The organism is Marinobacter alkaliphilus, assembly GCF_055394375.1.
In genome coordinates this window covers 4,060,767-4,086,234 of record NZ_AP043751.1, presented here as the reverse complement: position 1 = coordinate 4,086,234, position 25,468 = coordinate 4,060,767, and the positions used below count along the sequence as shown (strand labels likewise).

25 protein-coding genes and 2 tRNA genes are annotated in these 25,468 nt (G+C 57.2%); 13 read left to right on the top strand and 14 right to left on the bottom strand.

Annotated elements, in window-relative coordinates; all coding sequences use genetic code 11:
- The first annotated feature begins 35 nt into the window (after positions 1 to 35).
- Positions 36 to 905, top strand: coding sequence for a sulfate adenylyltransferase subunit CysD (gene cysD, locus ACZ5Q2_RS18760; RefSeq protein WP_058092257.1), 870 nt, complete (start codon positions 36 to 38; stop codon positions 903 to 905).
- Positions 906 to 991: 86 nt separating this feature from the next.
- On the opposite strand, the gene ACZ5Q2_RS18755 is transcribed toward cysD, so the two are convergent.
- Positions 992 to 1,210, bottom strand: a complete 219-nt coding sequence (locus tag ACZ5Q2_RS18755) for a hypothetical protein (protein WP_058092244.1) — start codon at positions 1,208 to 1,210, stop codon at positions 992 to 994.
- Between ACZ5Q2_RS18755 and ACZ5Q2_RS18750 the strand changes: the two genes are divergently transcribed.
- Positions 1,127 to 1,726 carry a DUF6671 family protein gene (locus tag ACZ5Q2_RS18750; RefSeq protein ID WP_412535743.1) on the top strand — a complete coding sequence of 200 codons (600 nt, stop codon included), beginning with the start codon at positions 1,127 to 1,129 and terminating at the stop codon, positions 1,724 to 1,726. The genes ACZ5Q2_RS18755 and ACZ5Q2_RS18750 overlap by 84 nt on opposite strands.
- A gap of 6 nt (positions 1,727 to 1,732) precedes the next feature.
- Entirely contained in the window at positions 1,733 to 2,722 is a 990-nt protein-coding gene (locus ACZ5Q2_RS18745; protein ID WP_432210569.1) for an L-threonylcarbamoyladenylate synthase, read from the top strand.
- Here the strand turns inward: ACZ5Q2_RS18745 and ACZ5Q2_RS18740 are convergent.
- Both ACZ5Q2_RS18740 and ACZ5Q2_RS18735 read right to left on the bottom strand, forming a co-directional pair.
- Positions 2,719 to 2,916: a hypothetical protein gene (locus ACZ5Q2_RS18740; protein WP_058092241.1), complete on the bottom strand. Its 198-nt coding sequence runs from the start codon at positions 2,914 to 2,916 to the stop codon at positions 2,719 to 2,721. The two genes, ACZ5Q2_RS18745 and ACZ5Q2_RS18740, sit on opposite strands and share 4 nt — an antisense overlap.
- Before the next feature lie 277 nt (positions 2,917 to 3,193).
- Positions 3,194 to 3,280 (bottom strand) — tRNA-Leu (locus ACZ5Q2_RS18735).
- A gap of 251 nt (positions 3,281 to 3,531) precedes the next feature.
- Between ACZ5Q2_RS18735 and rnr the strand changes: the two genes are divergently transcribed.
- The 8 genes from rnr (at position 3,532) to alr (ending at position 11,652) form a co-directional block, all read left to right on the top strand.
- Positions 3,532 to 5,991: a ribonuclease R gene (rnr, locus tag ACZ5Q2_RS18730; protein ID WP_061333277.1), complete on the top strand. Its 2,460-nt coding sequence runs from the start codon at positions 3,532 to 3,534 to the stop codon at positions 5,989 to 5,991.
- A gap of 25 nt (positions 5,992 to 6,016) precedes the next feature.
- The gene (gene rlmB / locus ACZ5Q2_RS18725; RefSeq protein WP_061333278.1) at positions 6,017 to 6,754 is read left to right on the top strand and encodes a 23S rRNA (guanosine(2251)-2'-O)-methyltransferase RlmB; all 738 of its coding nucleotides are present in this window, start codon (positions 6,017 to 6,019) and stop codon (positions 6,752 to 6,754) included.
- Positions 6,755 to 6,997: 243 nt separating this feature from the next.
- Positions 6,998 to 7,411: a 30S ribosomal protein S6 gene (gene rpsF / locus ACZ5Q2_RS18720; RefSeq protein WP_061333280.1), complete on the top strand. Its 414-nt coding sequence runs from the start codon at positions 6,998 to 7,000 to the stop codon at positions 7,409 to 7,411.
- 24 nt (positions 7,412 to 7,435) lie between these two features.
- Positions 7,436 to 7,666, top strand: coding sequence for a 30S ribosomal protein S18 (rpsR, locus tag ACZ5Q2_RS18715; RefSeq protein ID WP_008937282.1), 231 nt, complete (start codon positions 7,436 to 7,438; stop codon positions 7,664 to 7,666).
- Positions 7,667 to 7,691: 25 nt separating this feature from the next.
- Complete coding sequence (locus tag ACZ5Q2_RS18710; protein ID WP_061333281.1) at positions 7,692 to 8,558, top strand: hypothetical protein; 867 nt, start codon at positions 7,692 to 7,694, stop codon at positions 8,556 to 8,558.
- Positions 8,559 to 8,578: 20 nt separating this feature from the next.
- Entirely contained in the window at positions 8,579 to 9,025 is a 447-nt protein-coding gene (rplI, locus tag ACZ5Q2_RS18705; protein ID WP_058092236.1) for a 50S ribosomal protein L9, read from the top strand.
- Between the two features lie 147 nt (positions 9,026 to 9,172).
- Entirely contained in the window at positions 9,173 to 10,579 is a 1,407-nt protein-coding gene (gene dnaB / locus ACZ5Q2_RS18700; protein ID WP_058092235.1) for a replicative DNA helicase, read from the top strand.
- Entirely contained in the window at positions 10,579 to 11,652 is a 1,074-nt protein-coding gene (alr, locus tag ACZ5Q2_RS18695; RefSeq protein ID WP_432210570.1) for an alanine racemase, read from the top strand. The genes dnaB and alr overlap by 1 nt, the downstream gene beginning before the upstream one ends.
- Before the next feature lie 30 nt (positions 11,653 to 11,682).
- Here alr and ACZ5Q2_RS18690 read toward each other — a convergent pair whose 3' ends face one another.
- On the bottom strand, positions 11,683 to 12,039 hold the full coding sequence (locus tag ACZ5Q2_RS18690) for a hypothetical protein (protein WP_058092233.1): 357 nt from the start codon (positions 12,037 to 12,039) through the stop codon (positions 11,683 to 11,685).
- Positions 12,040 to 12,195: 156 nt separating this feature from the next.
- Here ACZ5Q2_RS18690 and ACZ5Q2_RS18685 point away from each other — a divergent pair, with 156 nt between their 5' ends.
- Positions 12,196 to 13,077: an SDR family oxidoreductase gene (locus tag ACZ5Q2_RS18685; RefSeq protein ID WP_061333283.1), complete on the top strand. Its 882-nt coding sequence runs from the start codon at positions 12,196 to 12,198 to the stop codon at positions 13,075 to 13,077.
- Between the two features lie 27 nt (positions 13,078 to 13,104).
- On the opposite strand, the gene fnr is transcribed toward ACZ5Q2_RS18685, so the two are convergent.
- Together fnr and ylqF are read right to left on the bottom strand one after the other, a co-directional pair.
- Positions 13,105 to 13,857, bottom strand: coding sequence for a fumarate/nitrate reduction transcriptional regulator Fnr (fnr, locus tag ACZ5Q2_RS18680; protein WP_061333312.1), 753 nt, complete (start codon positions 13,855 to 13,857; stop codon positions 13,105 to 13,107).
- 274 nt (positions 13,858 to 14,131) lie between these two features.
- Positions 14,132 to 15,055 (bottom strand): ribosome biogenesis GTPase YlqF, encoded by a 924-nt coding sequence (ylqF, locus tag ACZ5Q2_RS18675; RefSeq protein WP_432210571.1) that lies wholly within the window; start codon positions 15,053 to 15,055, stop codon positions 14,132 to 14,134.
- Between the two features lie 239 nt (positions 15,056 to 15,294).
- Between ylqF and ACZ5Q2_RS18670 the strand changes: the two genes are divergently transcribed.
- Positions 15,295 to 15,738 carry a Spy/CpxP family protein refolding chaperone gene (locus ACZ5Q2_RS18670; RefSeq protein ID WP_061333313.1) on the top strand — a complete coding sequence of 148 codons (444 nt, stop codon included), beginning with the start codon at positions 15,295 to 15,297 and terminating at the stop codon, positions 15,736 to 15,738.
- A gap of 50 nt (positions 15,739 to 15,788) precedes the next feature.
- Here the strand turns inward: ACZ5Q2_RS18670 and ACZ5Q2_RS18665 are convergent, their stop codons facing one another.
- The 8 genes from ACZ5Q2_RS18665 to ACZ5Q2_RS18630 form a co-directional block, all read right to left on the bottom strand.
- Positions 15,789 to 18,266 (bottom strand): efflux RND transporter permease subunit, encoded by a 2,478-nt coding sequence (locus ACZ5Q2_RS18665; RefSeq protein WP_432210572.1) that lies wholly within the window; start codon positions 18,264 to 18,266, stop codon positions 15,789 to 15,791.
- Positions 18,267 to 18,314: 48 nt separating this feature from the next.
- Positions 18,315 to 19,535 (bottom strand): methyl-accepting chemotaxis protein, encoded by a 1,221-nt coding sequence (locus ACZ5Q2_RS18660; protein WP_432210573.1) that lies wholly within the window; start codon positions 19,533 to 19,535, stop codon positions 18,315 to 18,317.
- Positions 19,536 to 19,542: 7 nt separating this feature from the next.
- Positions 19,543 to 20,589, bottom strand: a complete 1,047-nt coding sequence (gene lipA, locus ACZ5Q2_RS18655) for a lipoyl synthase (RefSeq protein WP_432210574.1) — start codon at positions 20,587 to 20,589, stop codon at positions 19,543 to 19,545.
- A gap of 132 nt (positions 20,590 to 20,721) precedes the next feature.
- Complete coding sequence (locus ACZ5Q2_RS18650) at positions 20,722 to 21,999, bottom strand: O-acetylhomoserine aminocarboxypropyltransferase/cysteine synthase family protein (RefSeq protein WP_106693433.1); 1,278 nt, start codon at positions 21,997 to 21,999, stop codon at positions 20,722 to 20,724.
- Positions 22,000 to 22,116: 117 nt separating this feature from the next.
- Positions 22,117 to 23,328 (bottom strand): serine hydrolase domain-containing protein, encoded by a 1,212-nt coding sequence (locus ACZ5Q2_RS18645; RefSeq protein ID WP_432210575.1) that lies wholly within the window; start codon positions 23,326 to 23,328, stop codon positions 22,117 to 22,119.
- A gap of 25 nt (positions 23,329 to 23,353) precedes the next feature.
- Positions 23,354 to 23,797: a PACE efflux transporter gene (locus tag ACZ5Q2_RS18640; protein WP_432210576.1), complete on the bottom strand. Its 444-nt coding sequence runs from the start codon at positions 23,795 to 23,797 to the stop codon at positions 23,354 to 23,356.
- Positions 23,798 to 23,906: 109 nt separating this feature from the next.
- Positions 23,907 to 23,983, bottom strand: a tRNA-Met gene (locus ACZ5Q2_RS18635).
- 84 nt (positions 23,984 to 24,067) lie between these two features.
- The gene (locus ACZ5Q2_RS18630) at positions 24,068 to 25,429 is read right to left on the bottom strand and encodes a hypothetical protein (RefSeq protein ID WP_432210577.1); all 1,362 of its coding nucleotides are present in this window, start codon (positions 25,427 to 25,429) and stop codon (positions 24,068 to 24,070) included.
- Positions 25,430 to 25,468 lie beyond the last annotated feature (39 nt).

Sequence of the window (25,468 nt, the reverse complement as noted above, 5' to 3'; positions counted from 1 at the left end):
ATCTGGACCATCTTGAAGCAGAAGCGATTCATATCATGCGGGAAGTGGCCGCATGCTTCGAAAAGCCCTGCATGTTCTACTCCATCGGCAAGGACTCAACAGTCATGTTGCACCTTGCGCGGAAGGCCTTTTGGCCCGGCAACGTGCCGTTCACCCTGCTGCATATAGATACAACCTGGGAATTCGCCGAGATGGGGCGGTTCCGGGACGCCTTGGTGGAAAAGCTCAACCTTGACCTACGGGTATGGATTAACAGGGAGGCGCTAGATGCTGGCGTCCACCCGATCCGATCCGGTTCTGTCGTATATAACGACCAAATGAAAACTCAGGCTTTGAAGCAAGCGCTTGCCCATTATCGATTCGATGCAGCACTGGGCGGCGCTCGACGGGACGAGGAAAGATCCCGAGCCAAAGAGCGCATCTTCTCCGTGAGAGACGAATCCCAGCAGTGGGACCCAAAGAATCAACGTCCAGAACCCTGGGCCATCTACAACACCAAGATCAACAAGGGCGAATCAGTTCGAGTCTTCCCTCTTTCAAACTGGACTGAGCTCGACATATGGATGTATATCCTTCGGGAAAACGTTGAGATAGTGCCCCTATACTATTCTTCCCCACGCCTGAGCTGGTTGGACGACGACACAGGAACCATCCTGGCTCTTGATGACGACCGAATGCTGCCTCATCTAACGCCTTCTGAAGAGGCTTCGCTCGAAACACGAACCATCAGATTCCGAACGCTTGGATGCTACCCGCAGACAGGTGCCGTCGAGAGCACCGCGACGACGGCCTCAGATATTGTATTGGAAATGATGTCGGTGCGGACAAGTGAGCGTGACGGTCGTCTGTTGGACAAGGATCAAACAGCCTCCATGGAACGGAAAAAACGTGAAGGCTATTTTTGATGTCGCACTGGAACGCCCGTTCAGCGATCCTGCTAACCCGGCACGGCAAGTTACCCGCCATTGCGCGGCCACTGGAACAGCTGGGGTTAACAGTAACCTGCGACAGCAGCTTCGACACCGATCGCCTCGGGACCTTTACCCGAGAAATAGAGCGTTTCGCCGGTCAACGGGAGACTGCGCTCGAGAAAGCGAAAATCGCTTCGGAGCAGGGCGAAAATCGTATTGGCCTCGGCAGCGAAGGAGCCTTCGGCGGTGGTCTTTTCTGCATCAATCTGGAGATTGTGTGCTTGTTTGACCAGAAACACGGCCTAACTCTTTACGGAGAACACGCGGCGCCGTTTGGCCTTGAACAGGCCTCCGTAAGTTCTGTTGAAGAACTGAAGAGGTTTATGGATCGCTGCCCCACGGGTCAGGGGCTGGTAATGCGGCCCGAGCATGCAGGGCACCCGGACATTCACAAGGGACTGCATCACCAGCATGAAATCAATACCCGGTTCAGAGCGCTTCGAGGCAACTCGACGTCTGGACAGGTTTTCGTCGAATACGACCTTCGCGCACATCATTCTCCAGGTAGAATGGCCAACATTGGCCTTGCTGCAGAAAATCTCCGAGCCAAAATGGAAAGCTTGTGTCCCAGTTGTGTTCTGCCCGGCTTCTGGATAACCGATTTTGAAAGAGGACTGCCCTGCAGTGCGTGCGATACACCTACAAGCCGACCCAGAACTTATGTCTGGTCCTGCCAAGCATGCGACTACAAAGAATCACGCCCCGTGGAGGCCGTGACAACCGAACCCGATTTTTGCCCAACCTGTAATCCCTGAGACCCTATGCCCGCAACCATCAAGTTAGACGCAACAAAATCTGCTCACATTGAGAAAGCAGCTGACCTGCTCCTCGCCGGCCACCTTGTCGCCGTGCCCACGGAAACTGTGTACGGACTGGCGGCCGATGCCAGCAACGAACAGGCGGTCATAAAAGTTTTTGAAGCAAAGCAGCGCCCGGTCGGACATCCCCTGATCGTGCATGTTGCCTCAGTGGACAGGGTCCGGCTCTGGGTAGACCATATCCCGGAAACCGCCATGCAGTTGATCAAGGAATTCTGGCCCGGCCCATTAACGCTGCTACTGCCAAAGAAAAGCGGCATCAGCGATTTCATTACCGGCGGCAATCCGGGCGTGGCGGTAAGAATGCCGGCGCACCCGGCCACGCTAGCGACCATGGAGAAGCTTGGGCGGGATCTGGTTGCTCCGTCCGCCAATCCCTATGGCAGGATCAGTCCGACAACCGCAGAGCATGTGCTCGCAGGCCTGTCCGGCAAAATCGAGGCGGTACTGGACGGCGGGGACTGCTCGGTAGGCATCGAGTCCACCATTATCGATCTGACTGGCGATACACCAGTCATTGCTAGGCCCGGACAGATCGCACAGCGTGATATCGAAGCCTGCCTGGGCATCACGCTCGCGCCAGGCAGAATCGCCAGTCAGGCCGTGCCTGGGAGCGTAAAGCGCCACTATCAGCCGGTCACACCTACCGTTGGCGTGGCCACGGATCGGTTCGCCGGGCTTCTGCCGGACTTCACGCCGGCAGGCGAAAAGCTTGGCGTTATCTGGTGGCAGTCGCCACCGGGCGAACGGGCATCCGAATCCATCATGCTCAGCGCCGATCCAAATGAGTACGCTCGCATGCTCTACACCGCCATGCACTCCATGGACAAGGCAAACGTCGATCGGATCGTGATTGAGCTTCCGCCCCGGGAAAGCCGCTGGCTGGCCATTCATGATCGGCTGAAACGGGCCTGTAGCGAACAATTCACTTAACCCGGCACAGCCTGACCTTTGAGAGAGAATTCAGGGCGGAGGTCATTACTTATTTGCAAAATGAAAAACTGGTCCAGAAGCAACGCAGCTAGCTTATGGCCGGAAAAACGTTGGTTATCGAGTGCAACCAAAAGCTGATCGACGCTGACACCTGCATTGATGGGGCCCATCCTCAGCTGAGCCAGAATAGGCATCTTGTTTTCTTAATTGCGACGAGTTTTGGATTTCGGAGACACTTTATACTCGGGCGGCTTTACTACAGGTCTCCCAAAGTCGTAAACTTTAAAGCAGTTTCCTAGTGATGGAGCACAGTGCCTAGTATATTTTTCCGAATAAAGTAGTTTTCACTATTCGACGGTCTATGGGCTGCAGTTATTCTTATACCCACAGCAAAATATCTGTGTGCTAAATAGAGTCTTAAGTCACTGATTCTAGATCAAGTTTCTGATCTACACCACTTGGGGAAAGTAATGGTGCCGAGGAGAGGACTTGAACCTCCACGGGGTTGCCCCCACTAGCACCTGAAGCTAGCGTGTCTACCAATTTCACCACCTCGGCAGGTGATTTGCAAAATCGCTGTTAGTTTGTTGAAAACCTAGCGTTTTGCCAGTGTTGAGGCGTTGCCCCTCAACCGATGGCGCGTACTTTAATAATTCCCCCGAACGCTGTCAAATATTTTTTCAAAAATCTTTTCGCCGTATTTATGCCTATAAATCAGCCCGCGGTTAGGCAGGTACCGCCTACCGACGTTATACTGCTGGAATAATGAATTCCGCCGCAGTGTTTGCGGCCTGATAACAAGGATCCGAATGGTTTCCAGGAAGAAAGAAGGACGGGATCCTCACGCTGAACGTGAGGCCCAGAAGTATGAAAACCCCATCCAGAGCCGGGAGTTTATTCTCAAGCACCTGAAAGAGCGCGGTGCGCCGGCCACTCATGAAACGTTGTGCCAGGAACTGGGGCAAACGTCCAAGGAAGGTATCGAGGCGTTGCGGCGACGGCTGATTGCCATGTGCCGTGATGGCCAGTTGATCTGTAACCGCCGGGATGCGTTCCTGCCCATTGAAGAGGCGGATCTGGTCACGGGTAAGGTGACTGGGCACAAAGATGGCTTCGGGTTCCTGATTCCCGATGACGGCGGCTCAGACCTGTTCCTCACCGCGCGCCAGATGCGCCAGGTGTTTCATGGTGACCGGGTGGCTGCCCGGGTGGACCGCGTGGATGATCGTGGTCGCCGTGAAGGGGTAATTGTCGAGGTTCTGGAGCATCGCACCAGTCAGACGGTTGGTCGCTTCTTCAAGGAGAGTGGCATTGCATTTGTGGTGCCCGAGAATGCCCGCATCAATCACGAGATTCTGGTGCCGGATGAGCACGCCGGTAAGGCTGTGCACGGCCAGTACGTGGTGGTGGAAATTCTGCGCCAGCCCACCGTGCGCACCCAGCCAACAGGGCGTATTGTTGAAGTTCTCGGGGAGCATATGGCTCCGGGGATGGAAATCGACGTAGCAATCCGCTCTTACGAGATTCCACACAGCTGGCCAACCGCCGTGGGCGAGCAGGCGGCGGGCATTCCCGAAGAGGTTGCCGAGAAAGACAAGGCGAACCGGGTGGATATCCGCAACATGCGGCTGGTCACCATTGATGATGAAACCGCCCGTGATTTTGATGACGCCATCTACTGTGAGCCCCGGCCCCGTGGCGGTTACCGGCTGGTCGTGGCCATTGCGGATGTGTCGCACTATGTACGCCCTGGCTCGCCGCTGGATGAGGAGGCGATTCGTCGGGGTAACTCGGTGTACTTCCCGGACCACGTGGTGCCCATGCTGCCGGAGAAGCTCTCCAATGGCTTGTGTTCACTGAACCCGGGTGTCGATCGGTTGTGTATGGTGGCGGATATGACCATCAGCGCAGCCGGTAATATCAGTGGCTACACCTTCTACCAGGCGGTTATGCGCAGCCATGCCCGGCTGACCTATAACAAGGTCAGTGCCATGCTGGAGCACCCGGACTCGGAGCAGGGGTACAAGCTGTCGGCCCATTACGCCGATTTGCTGCCGCATCTGCATAACCTCTATGAGCTTTATAAGCTGCTACGCCGTGCCCGGACTGAGCGTGGAGCGATTGATTTCGAGACCACCGAGACCAAAATCGTTTTTGATGCCGAGCGCAAGATTGAGGAAATCGTGCCGGTGCACCGCAACGATGCCCACAAGATCGTAGAAGAGTGCATGCTCTGCGCCAACGTGGCCACGGCCCGGCTGTTGAAAAAGCATCAGGTGCCGGCGCTTTACCGGGTGCACGATGGGCCCTCTGAGGAGCGTCTGAATAACCTGCGCTTGTTCCTGGGTGAGCTCGGTTTGCAGTTAGGGGGCGGTGACAAGCCAACCTCCGGGGATTACCAGCAGCTGTTGGCCCAGGTTGCCGACCGTCCGGATGCCAATGTGATCCAGATGGTGATGCTGCGTTCCCTCAGTCAGGCGGTATACAGCCCGGAAGAAGCTGGCCATTTTGGTCTGGGCTTTCCCAGCTATACCCACTTTACCTCGCCCATTCGCCGGTATCCGGACCTGATCGTTCATCGGGCCATCAAGTCCCGGATTCACAATCCGGACGTTCAGAAAGACGTGGTGTCGCCGAAAAGCCACGATCCGGAGCTGGCGGTGTATCCCTACGACTATGCCCGTATGGAGCAGCTGGGTGAGCATTGCTCGATGATCGAGCGCCGTGCCGACGATGCCACCCGTGACGTGATGGCCTGGCTCAAGTGCGAGTTCCTGCGGGATCACGTGGGCGAGGAGCACGATGGTGTGATTGCGGCCGTCACACCCTTCGGTTTCTTCGTCGAACTGTCGGATATCTATATTGAGGGGCTGGTGCACGTGTCCACCCTCAGTGGCGATTACTTTCACCACGATTCCGCCAAGCACCGCCTGATCGGTGAGCGCACCGCGGTGAGCTTCCGGTTAGGGGATGAGGTTCGCGTCAGGGTTGTTCGGGTAGGGCTGGAAGATCGCAAGATTGATCTGGAACTGGTCAGTACGCCCAGAAAGCGGACAGCAGATCGTGACGCCCTGGACATGTCCAAACGCGAGACCCGCGGTAAAGGTGGTCGTGCCGGTAAGGGCGGAAAGGGTGGAAAGCGCGGTAAATCTGCCAAGCCTGAGAGTGCCAAGGAGAAGCTGGCAGCCGAGGCGGCCAGGGCGGCGTCCCGAAAAGGTGGCAGGGGTAAGCCCTCTGCCGGCGGTAAAGCCCGTAAGCCCCGAAATTAAACCGTTTCACAGGAAATAAGCGTCAGTGTCACAGGAATATGTATTTGGCTGGCATGCCGTCGATGCCGTTCTCAAGCGGGAACCGGAGCGCCTGCAGCAAGTCTGGATTCAGACCGGGCGGCAGGATAAGCGGGTTAAATCGGTTACCGACACCCTGGATAGCCTGGGTGTGCGTTGGAAAGTGGTGCATCGTCGTGAGCTGGATGAGCGGGTCGCCGGTGTTCACCAGGGTATTGTTGCCGCCGTGGCGGAAAGCCGTGAGTGGACCGAAGCGGACTTGCTGGCCCAGCTGGCCGCCAGTGGCAAACCACCATTCCTGCTGGTGCTGGACGGGGTGACCGACCCGCACAACCTCGGTGCCTGTATGCGTACGGCAGATGCCGTGGGAGTGCAGGCGGTGATTGTGCCCAAGGACAAATCCGCTTCGCTGACCCCGGTGGCCCGAAAGGTTGCCTGTGGTGCGGCGGAGACCGTGCCGTTTGTTCGGGTGACCAACCTGGCTCGCTTCCTGCGCGAGCTCAAGGAACTCGGCGTTTGGCTGATTGGTACGGCCGGAGAGGCGACTGCAAACCTGTATCAGGCAGACTTCAAGGGGCCGGTGGCCCTGGTGATGGGCGCCGAGGGTAAGGGTATGCGCCGTTTAACCCGGGAACACTGCGACCAGTTGATCAACATTCCCATGCTGGGGCATGTCGATAGCCTGAACGTGTCGGTGGCGACCGGAGTTTGCCTGTATGAAGCCCTGCGCCAGCGGCTCGGTTAAGCCTTGCACAACACCGCCCATACGCCTAGAATACGTGACCCCTTTTCCAAGGGGTGGTTTTGTATTGCCTGAATGCAGGCAGGCAGAACCTGGCTTTTGATCGGGTCTTTATATTTAAGGCCTTGTTGATAAAAGCAAAAAGAAGCCGGCAGCTTTGCTGTCACCTCCTTGCTTTCGTGCTCGGGAACGGGGCTTAACCGCGCCCGCCGCAGAAGAAAGCTGTTTAAACCGTAGGGAGAACTCATGCGTCACTACGAAATCGTTTTTATGGTACATCCGGATCAGAGCGAGCAGGTGCCCGCAATGATCGAGCGTTATACCAGCGTCATCACTGAAGATGGCGGCAAGGTACATCGCCTGGAAGATTGGGGCCGTCGTCACCTGGCTTACCCGATCAACAAGATCCACAAGGCTCACTACGTGCTGATGAACGCTGAGTGTTCACAAGCCGCTATGGACGAGCTGACTCATAACTTCCGGTTCAACGATGCCATCATCCGTGACCTGATTCTGCGTCGCGATGAGGCTGTTACCGACATGTCTCCGATGAAAGCTGCCGAGTCCCGTGAGGACCGTCGTTCCGGCGGAGACGATCGTCCGCGTCGTTCAGCTGACTCTGAAGATCGTCAGAGCGCATCCCAGGACGAAGAAGAGTAATCAACCGGAGTTAGGAGTTACGTTATGGCTCGTTTTTTCAGACGTCGTAAGTTCTGCCGCTTCACGGCAGAAGGTGTGAAAGAGATCGATTACAAAGATCTGGACACCCTGAAAGGCTACATCACTGAAACCGGCAAAATCGTGCCCAGCCGTATCACCGGCACCAAAGCACGTTATCAGCGTCAGCTGGCTACCGCTATCAAGCGTGCCCGCTACCTGGCACTGCTGCCGTATACGGACAGCCACGACCACTAAGCACAGATAGACAGGACCCGGGACCATGCGTGCACTGGCACAATATGTAATGCGCGGTCCCCTGCAGGCTGGCGGGGTTGCAGCAGTTACCACTGCAGTGCCCCTGTTGTTCTGGATTGGCGCAGCGGTTATTGGCCTGGTCATTCTCAGACTGGGCATCCGGCAGGGGTTGAATATCGGCCTCTGGGCATTAATGCCGGCGTTGGGCTGGGCCGTTTACGGCCAGGATCCAACGTCACTGGTGGTACTGCTGCAGGTGATGCTGATGGCATCCATCCTGCGAACAACCCTGGCCTGGGAGAAAGCACTGTTGTCGGGTGCTTTTCTGGCGATATTGAGCGGGTTGATGTTGCCCGTCATGTATCCGGCACTGCTGAACGATCTGGTTCAGACCGGTGTCAGCTTTTACGGGCAGTACAACGCCGAAGTGGCCCGGTCATTGGGCAGCGATCTTGAGCTGATCATCCGGGACACCATGAACGCCAGTATGGCTGGCACTTACTTCGCGACAGCGGTTGGTATGACCATGCTGGCGAGGGCTTGGCAGGCGGGGCTCTATAACCCCGGCGGATTCCGCAAGGAATTCCATGCCCTGAGGTTGTCGCCGGCCATTGCGGTGGTTTGTGCACTCACCATGGTGATTGGCCCGGTGTTGGGGCTCAATTCCATGCTGTTGGCCTGGGCAGCGGGTACGCCGCTGTTCATCGCTGCGCTGGGGTTGGTTCACGGTGTTGTTGGTCGTAAGCAGTTGAGCGGTAACTGGCTGGCCATGTTTTATCTGGCGCTGGTATTGCTGGGTCCGAGTCTGATGTTGCTGTTATTGGTTCTGGCTTTTGTGGATAGCTGGCTGGATATCCGGGGGCGTATACAACCCGCCGGGCCAGCTGAATAAAGCACGAAGAGGTTAACGAGATGGAAGTTATTCTGCTCGAGAAAGTAGCAAACCTTGGCTCCCTGGGTGACAAGGTAAAGGTTAAGGCCGGTTACGGTCGTAATTTCCTGCTGCCGTACGGCAAAGCTGTTCCTGCCACGGCCGCAAACGTACAGGCGTTCGAAGAGCGTCGCGCTGAGCTGGAAAAAGCGGCTGCTGAGAAGCTGGCTGCTGCCCAGGCCCGTGCCGAAGCTCTGGAAGGTGCATCCTTCACCATTACCTCCAAGGCTGGTGACGAAGGCAAGCTGTTTGGTTCTATCGGTGTTCGTGACATCGCAGACGTGGTTTCTGCCGGTGGCACGGAAGTCGAGAAGAGCGAAGTTCGTCTGCCGGAAGGTCCTATCCGGACCACTGGCGAGTTCGAGATCGAACTGCAGCTGCACTCAGACGTAGAAGTAACCATCAAGCTGGCGGTTGTTGCCGAGTAATCGGTCATCGTTGATTGATGTAAGCATGGAGTGTTGAAGCCAACGGCTTGAGCATTCTGAGACGGGCCCGAGCCGGAAACGGTTTCGGGCCCGTTGCTTTCTGGTATTCTTGTTTCCTGTTATTCAATTCAACGTTGTCTGGTGTTTATGGCCAATCCCACTCTGAAACCTGCATCCATTGATCCGGAAACCAGCCGTATCAAGGTTCCGCCCCATTCTGTTGAAGCGGAGCAGGCGGTGCTCGGTGGTTTGATGCTGGATAACCGGCGTTTTGATGAAGTCTCTGAGATCATTTCTGCTGCTGACTTTTACCGCCAGGACCACCGGTTGATTTTTGGTGCCGTGGAGCGCCTCGCCAGTGAAAGTGAACCCCTGGATGTGGTTACCCTGGCCGAGTTTCTGGAGCGTGCCGGTGACATTGAAGATGCCGGTGGCTTGTCGTATCTGGCCGAGCTGGCAGAGAAAACGCCGGGTGCGGCGAACATCCGTGCCTATGCCGAGATTGTCCGTGAGCGTTCGGTGCTTCGAAAACTGGTGGAGGTCTCTGGCCAGATTTCCGACTCTGCGTTCAATCCCCAGGGGCGAAAGAGTAGCGAGATTCTGGACGAGGCCGAGCGCAGCGTATTCCAGATCGCCGAATCCCGGTCGAAGGAAGGCTCTGGCCCCAAGGCAATCAATCCCATTTTGGCGACAACGCTGAGCCGTATTGAAGAGCTGTTTGAATCCGGTGAACAGACCACGGGTTTGACTACGGGCTTCCGGGATCTGGATGACCAGACCTCCGGTATGCAGCCAGCGGACCTGATTATCGTTGCAGGCCGGCCCTCCATGGGTAAGACCACCTTCGCCATGAACATTGTCGAGAACGCTCTGATCAGTACCGGCACGCCGATACTGGTGTTCAGTATGGAAATGCCGGCAGACGCTCTGGCCATGCGTATGCTGTCTTCCCTGGGGCGGATAGACCAGACCAAAGTCCGGAGCGGTAAGCTGGAGGAAGATGACTGGCCTCGGCTGACCTCTGCGGTGAGCCTGCTCAAGGACAAACCCCTCTATATTGACGATACGCCGGGCCTGAGCCCGACGGAGATGCGGTCACGGGCACGGCGGATTGCCAGGGAAAATGGCGGCAAAATCGGCCTGATCATGGTCGACTACCTGCAGTTGATGCGGGTGCCTGGCAATACCGAGGGCAGGACGGCAGAGATTTCGGAAATATCGCGATCCCTGAAGGGTATCGCCAAGGAGCTGAGCTGCCCGGTGGTGGCGCTGTCACAGCTTAACCGTAGCCTGGAGCAGCGGCCCAACAAGCGGCCGGTGAACTCGGATCTGCGGGAATCCGGTGCGATCGAGCAGGATGCCGACGTTATCATGTTCGTATACCGGGATGAGGTCTACAACGAAGACACCCAGGATAAGGGCATCGCGGAAATTATTATTGGTAAGCAGCGGAATGGTCCTATCGGCACCATTCGCCTGGCGTTCATCGGTAAATACACCAAGTTTGAAGATCTGGCCCACGGCGATTACAGCGATTACGGTGGTGATTATTAATGCCACGCAGTACCGTTGCCCGCGTTGACCTGGATGCTCTAAGGCATAATTATCGGTTGGCTCAGGCCAGGGCCGGTGGCGCGCGTGCCATGGCAGTGGTCAAGGCGGATGGTTATGGCCACGGGATTGTTAACGTTGCCCGGGCCCTGGCCGGCGAGGTCGAAAAATTTGCCGTAGCCTGTATTGAGGAAGCGCTGGCAATCCGGAGCGTCGGCCTCGGGCAGCCCGTCGTGTTGCTGCAGGGCGTGCATACCCCTGACGACTTGCGTGATTGCGTACAACATGGTTTTGAGCCCGTGATGCATTGCCACGGGCAACTTGACTGGCTGGCCGCGGGCCCAAACCCCCGATTCTGGCTGAAAGTGAACTCTGGCATGAACCGTTTGGGGTTTCGCCCGGAAGAACTGGATTCCGTGGTTGCCGCCTTGAGGCCGTCAGCGACGACGGGGCCATTGCTGGGGTTTGTTACCCATTTCGCCTGTGCTGATGACCTCACCAGCGGTATGACCGATCATCAAACCCGTTTGTTTGAGAACGCCACGGCTGCCTGGCCAGCGTTAATGCGCAGTGTCGGCAATTCTGCGGCCCATTTTCGGCCGGGCCAGCCGCTCTATGATTGGAGTCGGCCCGGTATCATGCTGTACGGGGCCTCGCCCATGATTGGCAAGACCGGCCCGGAGTTGGGACTGCAGCCAGTGATGACTCTTGAGGCGCCATTGATCAGCACGCGGGTTGTTCGCGCCGGAGAATCCGTGGGTTACGGTGCAAGTTGGGTGGCTCAGGAGGATACCCGAATGGGTATGGTGGCCATCGGGTATGGTGATGGTTATCCTCGCCATGCCGGTACCGGAACGCCGGCAGCCATTCGTGGCAAGCGCGTTCGCCTGTTGGGCCGGGTATCCATGGATATGCTGGCAGTCGACCTGACAGGTGCACCAGAGGCCCGTGAAGGCGATCCGGTGGAGCTGTGGGGTACGACGGTCAGCGTCGACGAAGTCGCAAGCTGTGCCGGTACCATAGGCTACGAGCTGCTGACCGGCGTTACCGCAAGGGTGCCCAGGGTCTGCGAGTAAAAGGCAGGCCCTCAGGGCTCTTGGGCGAGTTCAGTGGGCTTCAGGTTCGTGAATGATTTCTTCGATAAAATCGAGAATCGCCGCCAGGCTCCGGTCATCGAGCTTTTTCAGCACCTTGTGAACAACCATCTTGCTGCCTTTAAGCATGCTGCTGATGCCCATTTTGGCCATGCCCATCATCATGCTGCTGGCATTCAGGCGCCGCAGGGGCTCCAGGAAGAAGAAATCCAGGCCCTGTTCAGTCAGCTCGACAATCAGGTTGTACAGCTTTTCGATGGCTTCCTTATCGGCTTTACCGCGCCCCTTGAGCTCGCTTACGGTATACAGGGCCCGGGTGCGCAGTTCGTCCGGGATGGGGGCCACGATATGGCTTTGTTGTTTCAGCATAGAGGTTCCTGTTGTTGTATGCTCGTCAGTGAGAATGGGTTTTACACCGGCGCTTGAAGTTGCATGATAGTGCAGCAAATGGATTGCCCGGGCCATTGGCCTGAGTGATTGCCAGCGCCCGTCATATCAGTGATATTCCGGAGGCAGTGATTCAACGTGCATGTACTTGTGGTTCACGACTATGGCCCTCTTGGCAGGGTGTTGCTGGAGCGGCTGCGAAGAACCCATCTTCAGGTCAGCCCTTTGCTGGTCAGCGACCCGGCCAATGCCGACTTGCACGCTCTGGAAAACTGGATTCCTGAAGACACTGACCTGATTGTGAATGCCCTGTGGCTGGTAGACCCCGAAAAGGCCGAGGATAATCGCGAGGCAACGCACCAGGCGGCGTTTTCCCTACCCCTGGCGCTGGCGGAGTTTGCCCGTGACCGCAACATGGCCCTTTTACAGCTGTCGTCTTGCTATGTCTTTGATGGCCGCAAGCAGGCGGCTTACATTGCCTCCAATCCCGGGCAACCAGTCAATGAACTGGGCCGCTGGCAGTGGGAGTGTGAGCAGGCGCTTCGCACCGTATTGCCCAGGCACATCCTGCTCAGAACCGGCTGGAGCCTCGCCCGGTTTATCGAGAAGGTCCAGAAAAGCACCGCTGGTAATGAAGGGCTGCATTTGCCCGGGCGTTGCAAAGGCCAGCCGGTGGCCGTGCAGGATCTGGCACGGGTGATTACCGCGGTGGTTCTGCAGGTAGATTGTGGCGCTGAGGTATGGGGCACCTATCAGTACGCCGGGGCTGAAGAAATCAACCTCTATGAGCTGGGGCTGGCGATTGCCGGGATGCCCGGTATTCCCGAAGACATAAGGATAGTGGATGAAGTGCCCGAGTGGGGGCATCTGGAGCCGGTGAATACCACCATGGTGTGCAGCAAGATTCGCAACACCTTCGGCATTAAACAGTTGCCGTGGCGAACCTGGTTGTCAGAGGAGGTGGCGATGCTGAAAACCTCGCCGGAGGCAGAAGCAGACAAGGCGCCAGCGAGCTCCTGAAGCTGCCGGCGCTGTTGGTCCCCGGGCTTACTGCTGGCAGCCCTGGCGAGCGAAATCCCGGGTGACCATCTGCAGGGCCTCAACATCAAGAAGTTCTACTTCCCGGCCCCTGGCCCGGATGATGCCCTGATTCTGGAAGCGGGTGAACACCCGGCTCACGGTTTCCACGGCCAGCCCCAGGAAATTGGCGATATCGTTTCTCGCCATGGGCAAGCTGAAGTTGGTGGGCGACATTCTGCGACGGCGGAACCGGCTGGATAGAGACAGCAAAAGGGCAGCGATGCGCTCTTCGGCGGTATTCTTGCTCAGCAGCATGGCCAGTTGATGGCTATTCTGGATTTCCTGGCTCATCAGGTGGTACATGTGGTGCTGCAGTTCCGGCAACTTGCCGGTGAGTTCCTCCAGTTTGTCTACCGGGAACTCACACACGCTGGTGCGTTCCAGGGCTTTCGCGGTGCAGGCGTAGTGTTCGCTGCTCATACTGTCGAGCCCCACCAGTTCGCCGGGCATGAAGAAGCCAGTCACTTGCTCGTCGCCACCTTCGGTAATGATGGATGTTTTGATGGAACCGCTCTTGACCGCAAAGCACGAGCGGAACGGCGTGCTCTGATCAAAGATGTGCTCGCCGCGATTGAAAATCCGTCCCTGCTGGACAATGTCTTCCAATCGCTCCAGATCGTTTTCTTCCACCGCCAGCGGAAGACACAGGTTGCTCAGGCTGCACTGCTGGCAGGAGGCCTTGAGGGGAGACACTTGGTGAAGTCGAATTGCCTGGGCCATATTGACGAACATCCGGGTTGATCCATATCAGGCTGCCGTTATGCGCAGCCGTCCTCATTCCTGGTTGGCAAGGATTGCCCCTGCTCAGGAAGCAAGACCATGGCCAATCCGGATACGCTTAAAATTTAGCGGACCGCCATGGGTGCCAATGCTGAAACATCTGGATTCTCACACATTGATCAAAATCAAGTATAGCAAAAGAGTCTAGTCTTATGCGTGGATTTTAAGAAGGCTTTGGTCTAACTGATCGGGTGCCCACCGAGTGGGTATCGCCTCAGGACGACTTCTTCTTGCGTTGCTCGGCACGGGCCTGCTTCTCGGCTTCTCTGGCTTCCTCTTCGGCCCGGGCCTGCCGAAGTTCGCTCTCCACCATCTCAGGTGTTTCCAGTGAAATCCGGCCGATGGTTCCCGCCCTGAATTCATTGAGCAGGATCTCAGACACTTTGTGGAGGTCCGGCACACCGCCCCGGCGGAAGAACTTTCGTTTCGCGGCAATGGCATCCATCAGGGCCAGGCCATCGACAGGTTGCTGTTCCAGGCCGTAGCGGGCCATCACCAGTTCCGGGTAGGCCTTGACCAGGTAGTCTGCTTCAAACATCGCCACATCTTCGAAATCCAGCACCGCGCTGCGAATGGCGCCGGAAATGGCCAGCCGGTAACCGCACTGTTCCGGGGACAGTTTGGGCCATAGGAAGCCGGGCGTGTCATAGAGCAGTATGTTGTCTGGCAATTTGATGGCTTGCTGGGCCCGGGTAACCGCCGGCTCGTTGCCGGTCTTGGCGGCGGGCCGGCCAGCAAGGGTGTTGATCAGGGTGGACTTGCCAACGTTCGGAATGCCCAGGATCATCACCCGAAGCGCGCTTTTTTGCCGATCATGGCCGGGGGTAAGTTCCTCGGCCAGCTTGAGGATACCCAACGCTTCCTTACGTTCGTTATGGGTCAGGGTGATGGCACGAACGCCCCGTTCCTGCTCCAGCCACTGAAGCCATTGATCGGTGATCGCCGGGTCTGCCAAGTCTCGCTTGTTCAGGACTTTGATGAGCGGGGTATCACCACGAAGCGAGGGCACCAGCGGGTTCTCACTGCTGAAAGGAATGCGCGCGTCGACTACCTCGATGATCAGATCCATCTGAGGCATGACTTTTTTGATCTCCTTTCGGGCCTTGTGCATGTGCCCGGGAAACCAGTTAATCGCCATGGTGTGTGCTCCGCTCGCTGTTTAAAGGCGCCATTATGCAGGGGAATGACCAAATTTTCATAGTCGCTGCGACCCCCGTGTGCCGGGAGCCGACGGAGTTTTTTTCGGAAGTGTGTACAAAAAGAAGGGTGATCGGGGTGAAAAGTGGGGCTGGAATGTTTTAGTGTGTACAGCCTTGAACAGTGAAAGCAACGAAATCCGGTGGTTAGAGCGTGGCCACCGGCCATTTGGAGAAATTTATGAAGATTGCAAAAATTATTGGTTCTGCTTTGGTGGCCTTCAGCCTGTCAATGCCTGCATTTGCCCAGCAAGCCGCCCCTGGCCAGCCTGACCAGGTAGACCAGTTGGCCGAGATGGTGGGTTTGTCTGATGACCAGCAAACTGAAATTCGCGGCATCATCGACGACATGCAGGGCGAAATTGGTGCGCTGCGTCAGAATGCCCAGTCACTGCAGCAGGCACTGCAGGCTGAAATCAAGGCGGACTACAGCGAATCTGCCATTCGGGACAACGCCGAGAAGCTGGGTGATGTGACAGGCGAGATCGCCGCGCTGTCTGCGTTGATGCAGGCAAAGGTGGATGCGGTATTCACCGAAGAGCAGCGTGATGAGCTGGATCGTCGCATGCGGGAAATGCAGCAGCAGATGCGTCAGCAACAGCAGATGATGCAGCCTGGTCAGTAAAACCGGCTGAATCAGACCCCGCCCGAGCGATGCTCCGGCGGGGTTTTTTATTATGGGGCAGGGAAAGGCTTGAACAGGATGATCAGCCTTGGCAGCAGCGTCAGGGCTCCCACCAGGGCCATGAACATGGCAAAGCCGGTGAACAGGCCGAAGTAGATGGTGGGGATGAAGTTGGACAGCACCAGAATCGAGAACCCGGAGATGATGGTCAACGAGGTGAAGAACATGGCCTGGCCGATGCTGCGGTGACATCGGTGCATGGTGGCCAGGTAATCACCGTCTTTGGCTAACTCGGTCTTGAACCGGTGGATGTAATGGATGGTGTCATCCACCGCAATGCCCACGGTAATGGCAGCCACGGTGATGGTCATCATATCCAGAGGAATCCCCAGCCAGCCCATCAACCCAAGCACCGAGCCAGCCGCTATCAGGTTCGGGGCCATGCCGATCAGCGCCAGTTTGAGTGACCGGAACAGGATCAAAAACATCACCATAATGGCTGCGAAAACCACCCCGATGGTTTTGATCTGGGAGTCGAACAGGCTTTGCAGCATGTTGTTGTACATGACGGTCATGCCTGAGAGCTGGACTCGTTCAGAGTCGTAGCCAAGTTCCGTTGTCAGGTGTTTGTGTATGCGGTCCAGGAGGTCTTGCCTGCGCAAATCCGGCATGGTTTCCAGAATCCGGATGCTGAACCTGGCCTGGCTCTGCTCTTCCGATATGTAGGGCGTCAGAAGAATGTCCTGTAAATCATCGGGTACCGCCGCGGGTACAAACGCCAGCTCAACGGCGTTCAGCGGCGTACCGCCGTTGATCTGGGCCAGCAGGTCCAGGGTGGTGCTGATCGACAGCACCTTGCCCGTCTCTGGCAGGCTGTTCAGGTAGTCGTGCACGTCACCAAGCTGGCGCATTTTCTGGTAGGTATACCAGGTGTCCCGGTAGTCTTCTTCGTCACAGTCTTCCACAAACGGGTCGCAATCGCTGGCGAAGGGGTCGTCGCTATAGTTCTCAGGTGGCGGCTCATCGGTAATCACCACGTCCAGCGGGGTGGTGCCGCCAAGCCGGTCGTCTATGGTGATCATGCCCTGGTGGATTTCGGTGGAGGATTTGAAGTAATCAATAAAGCTGTTCTCAACGGTCAGCCGGTTCAGGCCAATCACGCACAGCACGGCAATCACCCCGGAGCCCACTAGCACGGTGCCGCCAAACCGCTCTGTAAAGCGGGCAAAGGCATCGGTGAACGGAATCCTGTCCGAGGTTACCCGGCTGTCCAAAGGGGGCGGCAGCAGGCTGAGCAGGGCAGGGAACACCAGGAAGGTGATGATGAAGGCTACGGATAGCCCCAGGGTCATCATCCAGCCGAAATCAATCACTGGTCGAATGCCGCTGAAGGTCAGGGAGCCGAAGGCGACAATGGTGGTGATGGCCATATAGAAGCAGGGTTTGATCATGGCCATGACGGTGCGGCGCAGGACATCCCGGGGCGCAGCATCCGGCTCGTCGTGCTGGAACTCCCGGTAGCGCACAATCAGGTGAATGGTGAGCGACAGGGTCATGATCAGCAGCAGGGAGATAAAGTTGGATGAGATGACGGTAACGGGCCATTGCGCCCAGCCAAGGAAGCCAATCATCAGCCACACGGTAAAGCCACAGCACAACAGGGGCACCAGAACCCAGCGCCACTGCCGGAAGATAATCGCCAGAGTCAGCAGCAGGAACGCCAGTACACCCAGGCCAAAGGTAGACAGGTCGTTCTGAATGAAGCGAATCATATCGGCCACAATCATCGGTACGCCACCCAGGTGAATGCTGGCGTGCTCCCGGTGGTTATCGAGGATCACCCGGACCTTCTTGATGGTGGCATCCCTCTCCTTGCCCAGGGATTCGGTGTAACGAATGAATTCCTGGCTGACCTGTTCCAGATGCCGTTGGTCATCGGCGCTGGCGTTGCCGGAGTTCACCCTGTCCCGCAGGTTGTCACGCTGGTTCAGCAACTCGAAATAGCGCTCGGGTGTGGGCAGGTTAACCTGAATGGCCGTGGTGCCGGCATCTTCGCTGAGCAACAGGTTCGGGTACATGGGGTTGTCCAGCAGCGCCTGGCGCGCGGTGTCCGGGGCAACCTCGTGTTCGTCCAGGGTCTTGATCTCGGTGTCGACGGTATCCAGCGTCAGGTCAGGGCTGTGTAGCAGCGGTGCGTTCAGGATGCTGTTGGTCGAGCTGACGGCTTCCAGCGCCTGCAGTTCGTCCCGCAGGGCTTTGAGGTGGCCCAGGCCTTCCGGGGTGAAGAGCGGCTCGTGGGGCGTGTAGGTCACCACCAGGAAGTCGTCCGAGGTAGTGAAGGTGCGGTTTACCTGCCGGTACTCTTCCAGTGAGCGATCATTCTCAAGCACCAGCGATTCGGCGGAGGCGTCGAGCCGGAACTGGTCAAAGCGCAAGGCTGCCAGGGCCAGGATGGCTCCGAACAGGACCAGGACAATCCAGGGGTGGGGAAGGATAAAGCGATCGTAAAAGGCACCGATGCGGTTCATGTATCAGGACTCTGCAGCGAAAAACGACTGCAGAGTGTGCCACAAACCTCAGTGAACTTTGACCTTTGATGCCGCGTCTTCGAGCGATTCGATCAGGTGTTTCAGTCGACGGGTCATCTCGGCGCTGTCGGAAAGCTGGGTGACCATGCTCTGGGTGGTGTCCCGGATACCCTGGACATTGGCCAGCACGTCATCGGTACCGGCTGTCTGTTCGGCGGACATATCCGCGATTTCCTGGTTGGTCCGGTCAATGCGGGTAACCACTTCATTGATGGCTTCCAGTGCCTGGCGCCCCAGTTCCGACTCCTCCACGCAGCGGGCAGCGCTCTCTGAGCTGCCGGTCATCTGCTGTACCGAGGTATTCATGGCCGCCAGCAACTTGTCCAGTCTGGTCTGGATCTGGTCGGTGGAGTCCTGCACCCGTTGGGCCAGTTTGCGAACTTCATCCGCGACCACGGCAAAGCCACGGCCCTGCTCGCCGGCCCGTGCGGCTTCAATAGCCGCATTCAGTGCCAGCAGGTTGGTCTGCTCGGCAATGCCCTTGATTTCGGTGATGGTCTGGCCAATGGCCTGGCTGTTCTCGGCCAGGGACTCGACGCTGCTGGCGGAGTTTCGGATAACTTGCTCCAGCTGGCGAATGCTATCAGCACTTTTGCCCACGCGTTCCTGGCCGGCAAGGGCGGTGTCGCGGGCTTCGTGGGACAGGGTTTTGGCAATGCCAGACTGCTCGGCAATGCCGACGAAACTCTGCAGCATGGTTTCGATCACTTCGGCAGAGCGATCAGCGCCAGCCTGTTGGCGGGCCAGATCATCTCGCCGGGATTCCGCTGCAAGGGTCAGTTCCTGAACTTCCCTGTTCAACCTGTCGATGGCCTCTTTCATGCTGCGGACAACCCCGACGGTACGATCCTGCATGGCATTGAACGCGGTAGCCATCTCGCCGATCTCATCGGTGGAATCCACCGGAGCCCGCTCGCTGAGATTGCCGCTGGCCTGAACCGACACCATGGTGTCTTTGAGGCGGTGTATGTGCCGCTCTATAAAGGAGATCAGCAATTGGGAGCCGGCCATCTCAAGTGCCATAAGCACGGCAACCACCAGGGCGAACCCCGGTGCGGTGTCGGCAAACACCTGTGAGAAGGTCGCACCAGACTGGTCAGCGATCAGCTGCATGGCGTAAAGCACCAGCAGGCAGAGTACTGCAAACACCACAATATTCAGCAACCAGAACTTGTACTTCAGCCGGGCATTGCGCAGCAGTGTCAGCATGGGCGCCTCAGTCGATGGCTTTAACAGGAATCTGCATGGCGTTGCTCGCCTGCGGAACGTCGGGCACGGCCAGCCCCAGGTTGTTCTTGTCGAACACCCGGTCAGCCCGGTAGCTGGAGCGCACCATGGGGCCTGATGGCACTTCCATGAAGCCCTTCTCCAGGCCGATGTCGCGGTAACGGTTGAACTCTTCCGGGGTCACGTAGCGTTCTACCGGCAGATGGTTGGGAGTGGGGCGAAGGTACTGGCCAAGGGTAAGAATGTCGACGCCAATGGCCCGCAAGTCATCCATGGTTTCCAGAATTTCTTCTTCGGTTTCACCCAGGCCGAGCATCAGGCTGGTCTTGGTGAGTACGTCTGGCCGGTGCTTCTTGGCGTGGGCCAGCACGCTCAGGGTTTTCTCGTAACCGGCCCGGGGGTCGCGCACGCGGTGAGTCAGGCGTTTGACGGTTTCCACGTTCTGGGCGAACACGTCCAGGCCGGAATCCACCACTTTTTCCACGTCGCTCATCACCGCGTCAAAATCCGGGGTCAGGGCTTCTACGGCCACTTCCGGAGTGCGCTGTTTGATGGCAGAGACGCAGGCGGCGTAGTGCGCGGCACCACCGTCGTCCAGATCGTCCCGGTCTACCGAGGTCAGAACGATGTAGCGCAGGCCCATCAATTCCACAGACTTGGCTGTGTTCTCAGGCTCTTCCGGGTCCAGCCAGCCTTTGGGGTTGCCGGTGTCGACCGCGCAGAACTTGCAGGCCCGGGTACAGACTGATCCCATCACCATGATGGTGGCGGTGCCGTTGGTCCAGCATTCGCCAATATTGGGGCAGTGGGATTCCTGGCATACGGTGCTCAGGCGGTGTTCCGATACATTCCGGCGCACGGCATCGTAGCGTTCGCCACCGGGCATACGCGCTCTCAGCCATTTTGGCTTGCGCTCCAGGGGTTTGTCTTCCGTGCTGGAGGCTGTTCTTTTCACGCCGTCCTTGATGGCGGAAAAGCCGTGTTCGTTACGGAATTTGGAACCACTGGTAATGCGGGGCTTTGCGCTTTCGCTCATTGGGCCGGAGACTCTCGCAGAAAAGGTATGGAGAACCTTAAAGGTTAATCGGCGGGGCGAGCAGTTACAAGGCAGATACGGGCAATCACGGGGTAACCGGGCACGACTTTGGTCGTACCCGGTTGATGGTTATCAAGCCTGGGATTTGTCCAGGGCCTGGGTAATGTCGGCAATGATGTCGTCTACGTGTTCAATGCCGATAGACAGGCGCACCAGGTCTTCACTGACACCGGCACTCTTCAGCTCGTCTGCGTTGAGCTGGCGGTGGGTGGTGGTGGCCGGGTGGCAAGCCAGGGATTTGGCATCGCCAATGTTTACCAGGCGCAGGATCATGTCCAGCGCATCGATAAACCTGGCGCCGGCCTCGCGGCCGCCCTTGATGCCAAAGCTCAAAATGCCGGATGCCTTGCCGCCGCAGATTTTGTCACAGGTGGCCTTGTAGGGGCTGTTGGCCAGGCCAGCGTAGTTTACCCACTCCACGGCGGGGTGATCCTGCAGGAACTGGGCAACCTTCTGGGCGTTGTCGCAATGGCGCTCCATGCGCAGGGCCAGGGTTTCCAGGCCCTGCATGATCAGGAAGGCGTTGAATGGCGACAGGGCAGACCCGGTGTTACGCAGTGGCACCACGCGGCAGCGGCCGATAAAGGCGGCTTCGCCCAGGGCTTCGGTGTAAACCACACCGTGGTAGGACGGGTCCGGCTGGTTCATCATCGGGAACTTGTCTGCACTGGCTTTCCAGTCAAACTTGCCGGAATCCACCACAATACCCGCTACAGTGGTGCCGTGGCCGCCGATGTATTTGGTCAGGGAGTGAATGACGATATCGGCGCCATGCTCAAACGGTCGGCACAGGAACGGGGTGGCGACGGTGTTATCGACAATCAGCGGAATGCCGTGCTTGTGTGCAATCTCCGCCCACTTCTGGATATCCACCACGTTGCCGGCCGGGTTGCCGATAGACTCACAGAACAGGGCGCGGGTCTGGTCGTCGATGGCGTTTTCCACCGCCGCAAAATCATCGTGGGGCACCATCTTGCACTCGATGCCCTGGTTGGGCAGGGAGTGGGCGAACAGGTTGTAGGTGCCGCCATAGAGTTGGCTGGTGCTGACGATGTTATTGCCCACTTTACAGATGGTCTGCAGGGCATAGGTGATCGCAGCCATGCCGGAGGCCACGGCCAGGGCCCCGATACCGCCTTCCAGCGCCGCCATGCGCTCTTCCAGAACCGCGTTGGTGGGATTCATGATGCGGGTATAGATGTTGCCTTGTACCTTCAGGTCAAACAGATCGGCACCGTGCTGGGTGTCGTCGAAGGTGTAGGATGTGGTCTGGTAAATGGGTGTGGTGGCGGCCTTGGTGGTCGGGTCGCTCTTGAAGCCGGCGTGCAGTGCGAGGGTTTCCGCTTTCATCACAACATTCCTTGCTGGTGGTTTGTTCGTTATTGGCTTAAGGAGCCGAGTATGCCACAGGCACTCGGGCTTCGGCACAGTTCCAGCGGTTATACCGATATACGGCAGAGTGCGGAGTCAGTCCAGGGCGCCGTATACCAGAGCTCTGAGCTCCTGTCGGATGGGATAGGACGAAGACGGCATCAGCTGGGTCATGAAAATCACCACCAGATCTTCCACCGGGTCGATAAAGAAACTGGTGCTGGCCAGGCCACCCCAGCCGAATTCCCCCGGCGAACCGATCGTGGCGGATTTGGCGATATCGGTTTTGACCGAGAACCCTAATCCGAAGCCGCTGCCGGCATACGGTGTTTCACTGAAGCCGCCAATCGACAGCGCAGGGAGATCCTGGCCGCCCGGCAGGTGGTTCAGGTGCATGAATTCCAGGGTTTTGCGGCCGATGATCCGCTGGCCCTGATATTCGCCACCCTGGCACAGGGCCTGGGCGAAGCGGAAATAATCGTCAATGGTCGAGACCAGTCCGCCGCCACCCGACAGGAATTTTGGTTCCTTCAGGTAGCGGGACCGCTCCGGGTCGTCCTGGAGTTTCATGGTGTTGCCGGGTTGGTATAAATAGCAGGCTGCAAAGCGTTCCTGCTGGTCCGGTCGCACATGAAATCCGGTATCGGTCATGCCCAGGGGGGCAAAGATGTGCTCCTGAAAGTAGCTGTCCAGGGATTGGCCGGAGAGCAGCTCAACCAGGTAACCCAGTACATCAGTGGACACCGAGTAGTTCCAGGCGGTGCCGGGCGAGAACTCCAGCGGTAATTCGGCCAGCCGGGCGACCAGCTTGTCCAGAGTAAGAATGGTGCTGCCATCCAGTTTCAGCTTGCGATAGGCGGCATCCACCTCGGTTCGCTCGGTGAAGCCATAGGTCAGCCCTGAGGTGTGGGTCATCAGATCCCGGATGGTCATAGTGCTGGTTGCCGGAACCGTCTCGAAGTCCGGATGACTGCCTCCCTTGTAGACGCGCAGGTTCCGCCAGGATGGAATGTACTTGTGCACCGGGTCGTTGAGCAGGAACTTGCCCTGTTCGTACAGCTGCATCATGGCAATGCTGGTGATGGGCTTGGTCATGGAATAGATGCGGAACACGGTGTCCCGCTCCATGGGCTGGTTGCGCTCTACATCTCTCAGGCCCTGGGCTTCACACCAGACAACCTCGCCATACCGGGCCACCAGAGTAACGGCGCCCGGAATCTTCCCTGGCTGGATATAATGGTTGTCGAAATGGCGGGTAATTCGCTCCAGGCGCTCGAGTGAAACACTGGATGTTATTGATTCCTGCATGGCAGTGGAAAGCCTTTGGTTCGGGTTAACAGGTGTCGGTGGCTGATGCCGCCCCGGCATCGTTATCGGGAAACACCATATCGTAGCACCAGGTGAACACAAAGGCGTAAATCAGGTAGAACACGACAAAGGCGATGTCGACAATCAGTGCCTCCAGCAAGCCGATCTTCAGCCACCAGGCAATTACCGGCAGGAACGCCAGCATCAGCCCGAACTCAAAACTGATGGCATGCAGAAAACGCAGCTTGAGGGTTTTCCGGGTGCTGCCGGTGAGCCGCTTAAGAGCGTGATCAAACATGAGATTGAAGAGGTAGTTCCACAGGGTGGCCATGGTGGCACCGATCGCCGCGAGCACCCCGGTTTCGCCGAGATCCATGCCGAAGGCAAAGGCGGCCAGGGGCGTGGAGATGAGCAGGCCGATCACTTCAAAGGAAATGGCCTGACGAATTCTGTCTCTGGTGGTACGCATGATATTGGGAGTAACGTAGGCGGGTCGTCCCGCGTTTATTCCCGGGAAGGGTGGGGTCGTCCCCAGAACTGAAAAAGCCCGGATCTTTCGAGCCGGGCTTTCAGAATACTGGTAGCAAGGGGCGGAGTCGAACCGCCGACCCCAGCATTATGAGTGCTGTGCTCTAACCAACTGAGCTACCTTGCCATTTCGCTTCGGGACACGCCCCAAACGAGGCGCGTATTTTCGGTATTTGGGCTGGCAGTGTCAAGACTGTTCGCAAAAAAAACATCAGATGCGGCGTCTTGCGTGTCGCACTCTAAACCTGGAGCACGCCGAGGCCAGAATATAGGGAAGCGGCCCCAAGGTGAGAGCGGCCAGAAATAACCAGCCAGTCACAGCAAAGAAATCCTTAGAGTTGATCTTCTCTCTGAGCCGCCGGGTAAACAGATAAATGTCATCTCTCGGTGGATCCTCTGGCCGGTATTCGGGCTCCATTGTCTCCAATCCCCGAACGCAATGGAGGTCTTTGTGCATAAACGAATGAAGCGTTTGCCATAGTCCAATGCCTGCTGATAGTGACTTAGCTCCCAGAGTAATGCGGGAGTCAGGCATTCTTGCGGCGAACTCCAATTGCACAAAATTAATGGGATACTCCAGGCCAACCCCCCGCATATTGAGTTGACGAATTGAGATTTTCAGCTGGTCCCAGGGGATCACGATGGCCTTTTCGCCAGCTAAGGGGCTGAGATAAACGTGCTCCTGTTCGCGATCAAAAACGATTACGGGTTGTTTTTTGAACTGCCAGTGTTCGACAGCAAGAAATCCGGCAACAAGTAGAGGCCATATCAGAGTCATCGTCATCACAAGCGTTAAACCGGGAGCGGCCTCGGAAAGATAGGCAGGCCAGACCTCCGATACGACTGCGATGTATATCAGGGCAAGGATCAGCGAGAATACGCCGGCCGTCCCGATTATGAACATATAGCCATTGGCTCGGCATGTATCCCGATAGACGATGGCGTGCGTCTGATCCATGTGCTGAATAAGCCGATCGCTATTGGTAGGTTTAACTTCCGGGCTCTTTTGTGCGCCAGATGACTCGTATACAGACGATATCTGGGTTTTGATAATGGAAAGGTGAGGGGCGAATGATGGTTTTGCCTCCTGCTCTTCAAGAATATCAAAGCAATCCGGAGCCCTAATTGCGACAGCAATATCGCCGTAGAAAACAAAGTGGATTTCGGAGATCGCTTTCGTCGGCAGGCATCGGCGGCCTGGGGAGGGTATCAGGACTTCAAAACCATTCAGCGTGTGCTTTACCTGGGTATCTGTGTTGCTTTCGAGCCACGGCTTCTGTTCTATCACCGGGCCAACGATTCGGTAGACATTCGGTGATAGTTCTTTGGGGTTAAAAGGGCATTTCCCACCGATCTTGTTAATCGCTTCCAGCTTTATCAGCGTGGATATGACCTCGGTTTCAGCGGTTGATAGTTGCTGGAAGGGCGTGCCACCTGCACGAAAAGAACGGGCGGCGGAGCATTGGGACCGCTTACTTTGCGCCCAGCGCTTTTTCAGGAACAGCCACTGGGTGAGTTTGAACAGGCTTCGCAAAAAAATGAATAGCTTTACGATCGCGATCGCAAGGTGCATTTGTCGTCCCTGACAAGTATGTTGAGGTTGCTCACTCGC

What these genes read in the sequence shown, in the direction of transcription:
- ACZ5Q2_RS18630 (WP_432210577.1), bottom strand. Translation starts at nt 25,429, where the DNA reads ATGCACCTTGCGATCGCGATCGTAAAGCTATTCATTTTTTTGCGAAGC.
- cysD (WP_058092257.1), top strand. Translation starts at nt 36, where the DNA reads ATGCGGGAAGTGGCCGCATGCTTCGAAAAGCCCTGCATGTTCTACTCC.
- ACZ5Q2_RS18745 (WP_432210569.1), top strand. Translation starts at nt 1,733, where the DNA reads ATGCCCGCAACCATCAAGTTAGACGCAACAAAATCTGCTCACATTGAG.
- ACZ5Q2_RS18670 (WP_061333313.1), top strand. Translation starts at nt 15,295, where the DNA reads ATGAAGATTGCAAAAATTATTGGTTCTGCTTTGGTGGCCTTCAGCCTG.
- ACZ5Q2_RS18650 (WP_106693433.1), bottom strand. Translation starts at nt 21,999, where the DNA reads ATGAAAGCGGAAACCCTCGCACTGCACGCCGGCTTCAAGAGCGACCCG.
- ACZ5Q2_RS18710 (WP_061333281.1), top strand. Translation starts at nt 7,692, where the DNA reads ATGCGTGCACTGGCACAATATGTAATGCGCGGTCCCCTGCAGGCTGGC.
- ACZ5Q2_RS18690 (WP_058092233.1), bottom strand. Translation starts at nt 12,039, where the DNA reads ATGCTGAAACAACAAAGCCATATCGTGGCCCCCATCCCGGACGAACTG.
- ACZ5Q2_RS18740 (WP_058092241.1), bottom strand. Translation starts at nt 2,916, where the DNA reads ATGCCTATTCTGGCTCAGCTGAGGATGGGCCCCATCAATGCAGGTGTC.
- ACZ5Q2_RS18665 (WP_432210572.1), bottom strand. Translation starts at nt 18,266, where the DNA reads ATGAACCGCATCGGTGCCTTTTACGATCGCTTTATCCTTCCCCACCCC.
- dnaB (WP_058092235.1), top strand. Translation starts at nt 9,173, where the DNA reads ATGGCCAATCCCACTCTGAAACCTGCATCCATTGATCCGGAAACCAGC.
- ylqF (WP_432210571.1), bottom strand. Translation starts at nt 15,055, where the DNA reads ATGGCGATTAACTGGTTTCCCGGGCACATGCACAAGGCCCGAAAGGAG.
- rpsR (WP_008937282.1), top strand. Translation starts at nt 7,436, where the DNA reads ATGGCTCGTTTTTTCAGACGTCGTAAGTTCTGCCGCTTCACGGCAGAA.
- alr (WP_432210570.1), top strand. Translation starts at nt 10,579, where the DNA reads ATGCCACGCAGTACCGTTGCCCGCGTTGACCTGGATGCTCTAAGGCAT.
- lipA (WP_432210574.1), bottom strand. Translation starts at nt 20,589, where the DNA reads ATGAGCGAAAGCGCAAAGCCCCGCATTACCAGTGGTTCCAAATTCCGT.
- ACZ5Q2_RS18660 (WP_432210573.1), bottom strand. Translation starts at nt 19,535, where the DNA reads ATGCTGACACTGCTGCGCAATGCCCGGCTGAAGTACAAGTTCTGGTTG.
- rplI (WP_058092236.1), top strand. Translation starts at nt 8,579, where the DNA reads ATGGAAGTTATTCTGCTCGAGAAAGTAGCAAACCTTGGCTCCCTGGGT.
- ACZ5Q2_RS18645 (WP_432210575.1), bottom strand. Translation starts at nt 23,328, where the DNA reads ATGCAGGAATCAATAACATCCAGTGTTTCACTCGAGCGCCTGGAGCGA.
- rpsF (WP_061333280.1), top strand. Translation starts at nt 6,998, where the DNA reads ATGCGTCACTACGAAATCGTTTTTATGGTACATCCGGATCAGAGCGAG.
- rnr (WP_061333277.1), top strand. Translation starts at nt 3,532, where the DNA reads ATGGTTTCCAGGAAGAAAGAAGGACGGGATCCTCACGCTGAACGTGAG.
- fnr (WP_061333312.1), bottom strand. Translation starts at nt 13,857, where the DNA reads ATGGCCCAGGCAATTCGACTTCACCAAGTGTCTCCCCTCAAGGCCTCC.
- ACZ5Q2_RS18640 (WP_432210576.1), bottom strand. Translation starts at nt 23,797, where the DNA reads ATGCGTACCACCAGAGACAGAATTCGTCAGGCCATTTCCTTTGAAGTG.